The organism is Streptomyces sp. NPDC013455 (assembly GCF_040632975.1).
Lineage (GTDB): Bacteria > Actinomycetota > Actinomycetes > Streptomycetales > Streptomycetaceae > Streptomyces.
Window position 1 is genome coordinate 1 of the sequence record NZ_JBEYCX010000048.1, and the last position, 11,181, is coordinate 11,181.

Genomic DNA, 11,181 nt, shown 5'->3' on the forward strand with positions numbered 1-11,181 from the left:
CACCACCACACCACCCGGCACCCAACCCAACCCCCACCCCCTCCTCACCACCACCATCCACCTCGCCGACGGAAGCCACCTCCACACCGGCCACCTCTCCACCCACACCCACCCCTGGCTCACCCACCACACCATCAACCACACCACCCTCCTCCCCGGCACCGCCCTCCTCGAACTCGCCCTGCACGCGGGCCGGCGTACCGGGTGCGAGCGTGTGGACGAGCTGACCCTCCACACGCCGTTCGTCATCCCCGACTCCGGTCACGTGGAGCTTCAAGTGGCGGTCGCGGCAGCCGACGACTCCGGCCGGTGCGCCTTCACCGTTCACTCGCGCGGCGGTAGCGGCTCGGACGCGGAGGACGACCCGGCGGAGCGCGCCTGGACGTGCCACGCCACCGGCACGCTCTCCCCTTCGACCAACGCGATCGCCTCCATGGCCACGAGCGCCCCGATCGCTTCGGCCACCCCGATCGCTTCGGCCGCCTCGGCCGCCTCGGCCACTTCGGACGCTTCGGACGATTCCGGTTCGGTCACCTGGCCGCCACCGGGCGCCCGACCGCTGGAACTCGACGGCCTCTACGACCTGATGGCGGAGGCCGGGCTGGCCTACGGGCCGGTGTTCCAGGGGCTGCACGCCGCCTGGCGCGACGGCGGCGGCATCGTGGCCGAGGTGCGACTGCCGCAGGAGGAGTCGGCCGACGCGTCGGAATTCGGTGTGCACCCGGCCCTGCTGGATGCCGCACTGCATGTGACGGCGCTGGCGTCGGCGGCGGGCACCGGGCGGGACGCCGCGGGTGAAACAGTTGGCGACACCGCGGGCGGGACAGTGGGCGACACCGTGGCCGAGACAGTGGGCGGCACCGTGGGTGACGGTTCGCCGGGGCGTGGTCGGCTGCCGTTCGTCTGGACCGACGTGGCACTGTTCGTACGGGGGTGCGCGATGCTCCGCGTACGGGTCGAGCCGTGCTCGCCGGACGCGTGGGACACGGTGTCCGTCACGGCCGTGGACGAGGACGGTCGCCCGGTGCTGTCCGTGGGGTCGCTCGCCCTGCGGCCCGTGTCCCCCGATCAGTTGCGGGCGGCTGCGCGGGGTGCCGGGCAGGAGTCGCTGTTCCAGGTGCGGTGGGTGCCGACGGCACCGCCCGCGCGCTCCCCGGCCGCGGCGGAACTGCCCTGGGCCGTGATCGGCTCAGGCCCGGCGGTCGCGGGTCTGGCCGAGGGGAGCATGGGGCTCCACGACGGCGTCGACGACCTGATCGCCGTACTGGACGACGGTGCGCCGGTGCCCGCCGTGGTGGTCCTGGGGCCGGCGGCCGGCCCTGCCGTCACCGGTGATCCCGTCGGTGCCGTCCATGCGGTGGCCGCCCGGGTCCTGTCCGTCGTCCAGGACTGGCTGGCGGAGGAGCGTCTGGCCGACAGCCGTCTCGTGGTCGTCACGTCCGGCAGCGTCGCCGCCGTGCCCGGGGACGAGGTGACCGACGTACCGGGCGCCGCCGTCTGGGGGCTGGTGCGTTCCGCCCAGTCGGAACACCCGGACCGCATCACACTGCTGGACTGCGCCAACGGAACCTCCGCCACACCGGACGTGGTCGCGGCGGCCATCGCGTGCGGTGAGCCGCAGCTCGCCGCGCGTGCCGGGACGCTGCACGCGCCTCGGCTGGCCCGGCCGGGGCAGGGCACCGCGCCCGGATCCGCTCCACGGTCGCTGCCGTCCCGGGGCACGGTGCTGATCACCGGTGGCACGGGCCTGCTCGGCGGCCTGGTCGCCCGGCGTCTGGTGGAGGAGCACGGCGTACGGCATCTCCTGCTGGCGAGCCGGAGCGGCCCGGCGGCCGAGGGCGTGGAGGCGCTGACGGGCGAGTTGCGCGAGCGTGGCGCGACGGTCGGCGTCGTCGCGTGCGACACGGCCGACCGGGCGCAGCTGGCGGCCCTGCTGGCCGGCGTTCCGGAGGCGCATCCGCTGAGCGCGGTCGTGCACGCTGCCGGGGTCCTGGACGACGGGGTGCTGACCTCGCTCACCCCGGACCGGCTGGCGGCCGTCCTGCGGGCGAAGGCGGACGCGGCGCTCCTGCTGGACGAGCTGACTCGCCCTCACGACCTGTCCGCGTTCATCCTGTTCTCCTCGGCGGCGGGTGTCCTGGGCTCTCCGGGGCAGGGTAACTACGCGGCCGCCAACGCCGTTCTCGACGCGCTCGCCCACCGGCGCCGCGCCGCGGGGCTGCCCGCTCTCTCCCTCGCGTGGGGACTGTGGGCGGAGGGCAGCGGTATGACCGGGCACCTCGACACCGGCGACCACGACCGCATCAACCGGGCGGGCATGGCGCCGCTGCCCACACCCGCGGCCCTGGACCTGTTCTCCACCGCGCTGTCGTCGGCGGAGCCCTTCCTCGTCCCGGCCCGGTTCGACCTGCGTGCCGCGCGTTCCCGGGCCGCGTACGGCCCGTTGCCGCCGCTGTTGCGCGGTCTGGTCCGGCTGCCCGGCGCCCGCCAGGCCCGGGGGGCGGCCGACGGGGCGCGATCGGGTGGTGCGGACGAGGCGGAGCGGCTGCGCGAGCGGCTGGCCCGGCAGAGCGAGGCCGAGCGCCGGGGCACCTTGCTGCGGCTGGTGCGTTCGCACGTGGCCGCGGTGCTGGGTCACGACGGCACGGAGGCGGTGCCCGAGTCGCGGGCTTTCCGCGAGTTGGGGTTCGACTCGCTCACGGCCGTGGAGCTGCGCAACCGCCTGAAGGTCGCCACCGGGCTGGCCCTGCGGGCGACGCTCGCCTTCGACTTCCCGACGCCGGTGGCGCTGGCGGAGCACCTGGGGAGCCGGCTGGCCCCGCAGGACGGCGCCGCGTCGGCGGTCGGCGCGGCGGAGCTGCGCGGACTGCTGTCCTCGATCCCGGTCGACCGGCTCCGGGAGGCGGGCCTGCTCGATCGTCTTCTCGAACTCGCGGCCCCGGCGGCGGGTTCGACAGCGGCTTCCTCCGGCAGTGCGGCGGCTGAGCCCGCCCAGAGGTCCGTGTCGGCCGAGGACATCGACGCCATGGACATCGACAGCCTCATCGACCTGGCCCACGAGGATGGTTCCGGCTCCGGCCCGGCCCCGTCCGAGGGCTGACCCGACGTTCACGGATGCGGAGAGCGCATGACGCAGCAGTTACCACCCCACGGCCGGGCCGCCGTCACGGCCGGGGTCACTCAGGTCACCGCGGATCAGGACCGGACGCGGCCCGTCGTACGCCGGCCCGTGCTCGGGTGGGCCGCGGCCGGGGCGGCCTTCCTGGCCCTCCAGACCTACGTGTTCGTCCGCTGGGCCGCCGACGGCGGCTACCGCCTCGTCGACGTGCCGGGCGGGGGCGGCGGGCAGCTCGGGCACCGGCGGATCGTGGACGTTCTCCTCCCTGCGACGTCGGTGGCGGGCGTCCTCGTGCTGGGATTCTGGCTCGTCCGGCGGTCGCTGGCGGAGCGCCGGCTGTCCTTCGACGCGCTGCTGTTCACCGGGGTGGTGCTGGCGGGGTGGCTGAGCCCGTTGATGAACTGGTTCCACCCCGTACTGATCGCGAACACGCACGTGTTGGGGTCGGTGGGCTCCTGGGGCCCGTACGTGCCGGGGTGGCGGGGGTTGCCGCCGGGGCAGGAGGCCGAACTCCCGCTGGTCACGTTCAGTCTGTGTTCGACGGTGCTGCTGGGCGTGCTGGGCTGCTGCCATGTCATGGCGCGGGTACGGGGCCGGTGGCCCGGGGTCCGGGCGTGGCAGCTGGTCGGGGCGGCCTTCCTCACGGCGGTGGCCTTCGACCTGTCCGAGCCGTTCATCTCCTTCGCCGGGGTCTCCGTGTGGTCGCGGGCGCTGCCGGCGGTGACGTTGTGGAGCGGCGCGTGGTACCAGTTCCCGCTGTACCAGCTCCTGGGCACGGGGCTGGCGAGCGGCTCGCTGAGCGCGCTCCGGTTCTTTCGTGACGAACGTGACGAGACACTGGTGGAGCGCGGCGCGTGGCGGCTGCCGGGGCGGGTGCGGCCGTGGGTGCGGTTCCTGGCTGTGGTCGGCGCCGTCAACGCGGTGATGCTGGGCTATTCCGTCCTCCAGGCGGCCCTGTCGCTGATCGGCGGCCAACCGCCCGGCGCGCTGCCGGACTTCTTCGGTCCACCGGCCGCCTACTGACCACCGGCCGCCTGCCGTCCGCAGAGAAGGGGCCCGGCCCCAACGGCCCCTGCGGTCTCCGCCCCGCCGTTGTGACGGCCAGGGCGCCTGCCATGATCGTCAGCATGGGGATACACATCGCACCGGCCGCGGTGGCCGACTTCCACCAGGTCCTGTCTGATCACTCCCGTTACTGGGGCGAACGCGACCTTCGGGCGCTGCACCTTCTGGCCCTGGTGCAGGAGTTCGGTTCCACCTGCTTGGTTGCCCGGGCCGAGGACGGAATCCGCGGGTACATATTCGGGTTCGTCACCCCGGACGGCACCGGGTACGTGCATCTGATCGCCACGCGGGATGATGCCCGTGGCACCGGTCTCGGGCGGCGTCTGTACACGGCGTTCGCGGAAGCAGCGGAACGTCACGGTGCACGGAGGCTGAAGGCGATCACGTCAGTCGAGAACACCGGTTCGATCGCCTTCCATCGCAGCCTCGGCTTCGACACGAAGATCGTCGACGGCTACAACGGCCCAGGCCGGGCTATGGCCGTCTTCCACCGAGATCTGCCGCTCAACGTCCCACGGCCCTGACCCGCCGACCGAGTGGTTGTGACGTACCGGTCCGACGACAACTCGAACACCCGCACTCGCCGACCACCGGTGGGGTTGACGGTCTCACGGAACAGACGCATCCCCAGTTTGGTCATGATGCGTTCAGAGGCGTCGTTGCCCACTTGAGTGATGCTGACGATCCGCTTCAGCCCTCGCTCTTCGAACCCGAACCGTACAGCGGCCGCAGCGGCCTCGGTGGCCAGGCCCTGCCCCCAGTGGGAACGTCCCAGCCGCCAGCCGACCTCGACCGCCGGCAGTACCTCGGGCAAGTAGTCGGGCACCGAGAGACCGGTGAACCCGGCCAGCTCGCCGGTGCACCGGATCTCCACGGCGAACAGGCCGAAGCCTTGTGACTCCCACTCGCTCTCCCATGCCTGGACCCGGCCGCGAGTCTGCTGTTCGTCAAGGACGCTGCCGTCACGGATCCACCGCATGACCTCGGGGTCGGAATTGACGGCAGCCATGGGCGCAACGTCTTCCTCGCGCCAGCGACGCAGGATCAAACGGGGAGTCTCAAGCGTGACCATCCAACCATTCTGGATCACAAATGGGCCCTGACTCTTCTCACCAGGCACTTTCGATACACGCCCTGGATCTGTGCCAGACCCGACTTCCGGTTCTGGCACGACTTCCGTGAAGCGGTCACGATCAGTGATCAGCGGGTGTTTCGAGTGCTTGGAGGATCTCTCGCACTACCTGGCGCCACTGGTCGGCATCGGCGTTGTCCACCCAGCCGGTTGCCATCTCTTATCCGTCCTGGAGAACCCGGCCCAGTGCGAGTCTCGCCGACACGCGAAGGGTGGCGGGCAGTTCGGGCAGTGGTTTCCTGGGGCCGTCATCGGGGTCAATCACGATGGGGCTGTCGGGGAGGGTGCCGGCGACGAGGGCGCCGGCGGCAACGGCTTCGGCCCCGTCTCCGCCATCGACGCGCTCTCCCGAGTCGGTGACTCGCTGGAATGCCCGTTCCAGCACGTCGATGACCTGTTGGTGGGTGAGCCCTTCGAGTCCATCGACGAAGTCTGCGGCGAGGTCGCTGTCGAACGGGCCGGTTCCCCACGTTCCCATGCCTGGCTCCTGATACGGCTGCCTTGGACGAAGGCATAGTTCCAGCGTGCGCGCATCACGGAAAGCGAGCCAGAACCCGACTTCCGACAGCACGTGTCCACGGCTTTCGACAGCGGCTGGGCGCCGCGGCATTCGAACGGCTCAGGTTGCGCCGACTGCGGTGACGGGTACTGGCGTCCGGCGTTCCGGTGGCCAGCAGGTGGCATTCAGCTGGAGTACACGCTGTTTCAAGATCCAGTCGCCAGAGTTCCGCCTCGTGTCTACCTCACACTCGCGTGCCGGCGTCGCCTCTGTATGCGCCGCGGCTCTGACGCTTTCAGGACTGCTCGTGACAGGGGTGGTTGCCGCTCAGCCGGCGGCTGCCGCAGACCCGGCGGATTATCAGAATGTCCGGATCAACGAGGTCACCTCGTCGAACAGCGACACGGTGGAGCTGTACAACACCGGCTCGGTCGCAGTGAGCATCAGTGGCTGGAAGATGTCCGACGACAGCTTCTCACCGCAGTCGTTCAGCCCGTCCTCCAGCACGATTCCGGCAGGCGGCTTCGTCACCTTCAACTCGCCCAAGGGGCTCGGTGACTCGGACAAGCTGGTGATCTACACGGCCGGCGGCACGGTGGTCGACCGCGTTGAGTGGGCAACCAACGGGGCGAAGCCGGCGATGGCGCGTTGCGGCGGCGACGGCACCGGGGGGTGGGTGACCATGACCGTGGCGTCCACGTTCGGCGCCCCGAACGCCGCTGGCTGCCCGTCCTCGACACCGGCGGCGAGCCGGGTGCGGATCAACGAGGTCACCTCGTCGAACAGCGACACGGTGGAGCTGTACAACGGCGGGACGAGCGCAGTCGGCATCGGCGCGTGGAAGTACGTCGACAATGACACCACCCGTTCCCCGGTCTCGATCTCGTCCTCCTCGCCGAGCGCGACCAGCATCCCCGCGGGAGGCTACGTCACCTTCGACTCCACCCTCGGTCTGGGCGACAGCGACTCCCTCTTCCTCCTCGACGGCAACGGCAACACCGTCGACTCGGTGACCTGGGCGACCGACGGCGCCAAGCCGTCGGCCGAGCGCTGCGCCGACGGCGGCGGCTGGTTCCGGACCTCCACGACCGCGACGCTCGGCAGCGCGAACTCCTGCTCCGGCATCGGCGGCGGTAGCGGTGGCGGCGGCGGTCGGCTGCTGGGTGGCGGCGGCTCGCTCACCAGCGGCTGCACCCCCGAGGCGCCGTCCGGTACGGGTCCCACCCCGGCGGGCACCCTGGCATGGCCGGGCGGGCTGGACGTCACGATCGCCGACAACGTCTGCGCGTTCACCACCTCCACCGGCCCTGAAGGCCGGGACCTGAGCGGCCTGGCGTTCGACCCGGCGAACCCGTCGGTGCTTTGGGCCGTCAAGAACAAGAACTGGTTGTACAAGCTGGTCAAGAGCAACGGCAAGTGGATCCCGGACGCGTCGTGGAGCGCGACAGGCAAGCAGATCCGTTTCGCCGGCGGCACCGGCCAGCCGGACTCCGAGGGCCTGACGGTCGGCGCCAACGGCCACGTCTACGTGACCTCCGAGCGGGACAACGCCAACAACACGGTCCCCAAGAACACGATCATGGAGTTCGACCCGGCCGCGACCGGATCGACGCTGACACCGATCCGCCAGTGGGACATGACCTCGCAGTTCCCGCAGCTGGACACCGGCAGCAAGGACGACGCCAACCTGGGCTTCGAGGGCGTCGGCTACGTACCCGACAGCTGGCTGACCGCGAACGGCTGGGTCGACCCGCTCACCGGTGCCGCCTACAACCCTGCGAAGTACCCACTGCACGGGTCGGGCCTGTTCTTCGCCGGCCTGGAGTGGGACGGCACGCTGCACGTCTACGGCCTGAACTCAGACGGCACGTTCACCACGTTCGGCACGATCGCGACCGGCAAGGTCTCCGTGATGGATGTGACATTCGACGCCGGAACCCAGCGCGCCATCGCGACCTGCGACAACACCTGCGGCGAGACGCACACCTTCATGAAGGTCAACGCCGACGGCGTGATCGTTCCGGACATGTCCTACACGAACCCGGCCGTCATGCCGACCGACAACCTGGAGGGCTTCGCGATCGCGCCGACGTCGACCTGCGTGGGCGGCTTCCGCGAGGCGGTCTGGAGCGACGACGGCATCTACGGCTTCGGTTCCGGAACCTCTTCCTACGGACACGCCCTCTACAGCGGCACCTTCCCCTGCTGATCCTGCCGACCGCGACGGACGGCTCACGCACGGGCCCGCCACCGAGGGCAGGCGCCCAAGCAGTATGCGGCGATGAAGACGGAGCCACACCGCCTTCGAGCGAAGGTGTCCCCTGGCCGGGAGCTCGGTCCGTCAGCGTCCGTCAGCGTCCGTCAGCGTCCATCGGTATCCGTCGGTCACGCATCACCGCGGACGCGGAGTCGTGGGCGGGGCAGAGGGGCAGGCGGACGCCGAGTCGGTTGCGGAGGCGGACGGATAGGCGGGCGCGGACGCAGCCGGGCACGCGGACGCCGGGTCGGACCCGGGGGCGGACGGGCAGGCGGACGCCGAGTCGGGCGCGGGCTGCGCGTCACACACGGGGGCGGACGCGGAGTGCGAGGCGGTGTCGGGCGCGGGGTCGCGCGGGGCGGCCGGGGTGCGGGGTTCGGCGATCATCCGCAGGCGGTTGGGGAAGACGTGGGTGGCCTTGGCCACCGGGCGGACCGCCTCGCCGGGGACGGGACGCAGGCGCCAGCGCGAGGCGATCACCGCGACCGCCACGGCCGTCTCCATGAGGGCGAAGTTGTCGCCGATGCACTTGTAGGTGCCGAGCGCGAACGGGACCCAGGCGCCCTTCGGCACGTCCCGGGTCGTCTCCTTCGACTCCCAGCGGTCCGGGTCCAGCCGCTCGGGGGCGCGGTACCAGCGGGCGTCCCGCTGGAGCGCGTACGAGCTGTACATGATCTCCACGTCGGCCGGCACGTCGTGTCCGCCGAGCCGGACCGGCCGCACCGTGCGGCGGGAGCCCACCCAGCCGGGGTACATGCGCAGCGCTTCCTTCACCAGGCGCTGGGTGTACGGCAGGAGGGGCAGGTCGGCGCTGGTGGGCAGCCGGCCGGCGAGGACGGTGTCGAGTTCGGCGTGCAGGCGCTGTTCGAGGACGGCGTCGTGGGCGAGCTCGTGGAAGATCCAGCAGGTGAGCGCTGCCGGTCCGCCGATCCCGGCGACCGCGAGCCCCATGATCTCGTCGTGCACCTCCTGGTCCGTCATGGTGAGCCCCTCGGCGTCCTGGGCGCGCAGCATCATGGACAGCAGGTCGCCGTGGTCGCGGCCGTCGGCCCGGTAGGCGGCGACCGCCTCCCGGATGGCCGCGCTGGTACGGCCCATGTTGCGTTTGGCCGCGGTGGGCAGGACGGCGTAGAGCTTCGGGGCGATCGCGCTCAGCCGGGCCACCTTCAGGATGTCGTGCCCGGTGACGCGCAGTTCCGCCTCGGCGGTCGCCCCCAGGTCGGACCGGAAGAGCGCCTTGGTGATCATCGCCAACGAGAGGTCGGCGGCGGTCTTCTGCACGTCCACCACCTGGCCGGGCCGCCATGCGTCGGCGGTCGCCCGAGCGGCGGCCGTCATACCGACGACGTAGCGTTTGAGCTGCTCGCGCTGGAACCCCGGCTGCATCATGCGCCGCTGGCGTCGATGGGATTCCCCGGACACGGCCACGAGGATCGGGCCGATGAAGCGGCTCGCGCCGGCCGCGCCCTTGCTGCGGGTGAAGTCGGTCGCGTTCGACACCAGCATGGTGCGGACGAGGTCCGGGTGCGTGGCGAGGTAGACGGTGGTGGGGCCGAGCCGGAGCCGGAGGAGGTCCCCGTGGTCCGACGCGGACGACAGGAAGCCCAGCGGGTTGCGGATGAGCGCCGGCAGGTGACCGAGGACCGGCCAGGCGCCGGGTGCCTCGGGGATGCTCGACGGAGTCACGGACACTGCTGCTCCTTACGGGAGAAGGGCCGGGTGAGAGCTGCGGGAGTTGTGGGGCGGGGGCCGGGGGGCGGGGTGGGCGAGGTTCGGGAGGCGGGGTGGGGCGGATGCGCTTGTGGCCGGGGGCCACGGCGTCAGTCCGTGCCGATCTCGCCGTCGATGAGTGCGAACATCTCCTCGTCCGTCGTCTCGGCGAGGTCCGGGCGGGGATCCTCCGTCCCGCCGAGTGTCTGGGCGAGCGAGCGGAGCCGCGCGGCCAGGCGGGTGCGGGCCGCCTCGTCCAGGGCGGCTGTGCCGGAGGACGGCGACACGGCGGAGGAGAGCGTCTCCTCCAGCCGGCCGAGTTCGACGAGCAGTGACTGCTCGGGCGTGGTCGCGAGCGCGGTCGCGTCGTCGGGGAGCAGCCGGGCCCGTAGATGCCGGGCGAGGGCGGTCGCGGTCGGGTGATCGAACACCAGGGTGCTGGGCAGTCGCAGCCCCGTCGTCCGGGCGAGCCGGTTGCGCAGCTCGACGCCGGCGAGGGAGTCGAAGCCGAGTTCACGGAAGGCGCGTTCGGGCTCGACGCTGTCGGGTGTGGGGTGGCCGAGGACAGTGGCGGCGTGGGCGCGCACCAGGGTGAGGAGGGTGTCGTGTTGCTGTTCGGGGGTGAGGGTGCCGAGGCGTTCGGCGAGGGTCGCGTCGTGGTCGGCGGTCCCCGGCCGGGTGTGCGCGGTACGCGGTCGGCGGGTGCTGGGGTTGGAGTTGAGGTGGGTGAGGAGGGGTGGGAGGGGGTGGGTGGGGCGTAGGTCGGCGGGCAGGAGGGCGGGGCGGTCGCCGGCCATGGCCTGGTCGAGGAGGGTGAGGGCGTCGGGGGTGGTGAGGGGGTGCAGGCCGGAGCGGGTGATGCGCCGGCGGTCGCCGGCCTGGAGGTGTCCGGTCATCCCGCTGTCCTGCTCCCACAAACCCCAGGCCAGGGACAGGGCAGGCAGTCCGGATGCGCGGCGGTGGTGCGCCAGGGCGTCCAGGGCCGCGTTCGCCGCGGCGTAGTTGCCCTGCCCGCCGGCCCCCAGGACCCCGGCGGCCGAGGAGAACAACACGAACGCCGCCACATCCATGTCCCGGGTCAGCTCGTGCAGATGCCGGGCCGCTTCCCACTTCGGCCCCAGCACCCGACGGATCCTGCCCTCGTCCAGGCCGGTGACGGTCGCGTCGTCCAGAATTCCGGCGGTGTGGACGACGGCCGTCAACGGCCGGTCGGCAGGAATACGGTCCAGCAGTCCGGCCAGCGCCTCCCGGTCGGCGACATCACACGCCTCGACTGTGACCGATGCGCCGGCGGCGGTGAGTTCCGCGGTGAGGGCGTCGGCTCCGGGGGCGTCAGCACCGCGCCTGCTGGCCAGGACCAGGTGGCGGGCGTGGTGGGTGGTGACGAGGTGACGGGCGAC

General features: G+C 71.8%; 7 protein-coding genes and 1 pseudogene. 4 read left to right on the plus strand and 4 right to left on the minus strand.

Annotated elements, in window-relative coordinates; all coding sequences use genetic code 11:
- From ABZ576_RS34100 to ABZ576_RS34110, 3 genes are all read left to right on the plus strand, one after another.
- Positions 1-3,100, plus strand: a 3,100-nt coding sequence (locus ABZ576_RS34100; RefSeq protein WP_360749923.1) for an SDR family NAD(P)-dependent oxidoreductase, incomplete at its 5' end; no start/stop codon positions are given.
- Positions 3,101-3,127: 27 nt separating this feature from the next.
- Positions 3,128-4,141 (plus strand): spirocyclase AveC family protein, encoded by a 1,014-nt coding sequence (locus ABZ576_RS34105; RefSeq protein ID WP_360749926.1) that lies wholly within the window; start codon positions 3,128-3,130, stop codon positions 4,139-4,141.
- Positions 4,142-4,233: 92 nt separating this feature from the next.
- A complete protein-coding gene (locus ABZ576_RS34110; protein WP_360749928.1) occupies positions 4,234-4,707 on the plus strand; it encodes a GNAT family N-acetyltransferase in 474 nt (157 codons plus the stop codon).
- 8 nt (positions 4,708-4,715) lie between these two features.
- Here the strand turns inward: ABZ576_RS34110 and ABZ576_RS34115 are convergent.
- Positions 4,716-5,255 (minus strand): annotated as a pseudogene (locus tag ABZ576_RS34115) (GNAT family N-acetyltransferase); the annotation flags it as partial.
- Positions 5,256-5,475: 220 nt separating this feature from the next.
- Positions 5,476-5,793 (minus strand): DUF4259 domain-containing protein, encoded by a 318-nt coding sequence (locus ABZ576_RS34120; protein WP_360749931.1) that lies wholly within the window; start codon positions 5,791-5,793, stop codon positions 5,476-5,478.
- Positions 5,794-6,121: 328 nt separating this feature from the next.
- On the opposite strand from ABZ576_RS34120, the gene ABZ576_RS34125 reads away from it, so the two are divergent.
- On the plus strand, positions 6,122-8,023 hold the full coding sequence (locus ABZ576_RS34125) for a lamin tail domain-containing protein (RefSeq protein WP_360749933.1): 1,902 nt from the start codon (positions 6,122-6,124) through the stop codon (positions 8,021-8,023).
- Between the two features lie 183 nt (positions 8,024-8,206).
- Here ABZ576_RS34125 and ABZ576_RS34130 read toward each other — a convergent pair whose 3' ends face one another.
- Positions 8,207-9,757: a cytochrome P450 gene (locus tag ABZ576_RS34130; RefSeq protein WP_360749936.1), complete on the minus strand. Its 1,551-nt coding sequence runs from the start codon at positions 9,755-9,757 to the stop codon at positions 8,207-8,209.
- Positions 9,758-9,891: 134 nt separating this feature from the next.
- The coding region (locus ABZ576_RS34135; protein WP_360749938.1) for a beta-ketoacyl reductase at positions 9,892-11,181 on the minus strand (1,290 nt) is incomplete at its 5' end.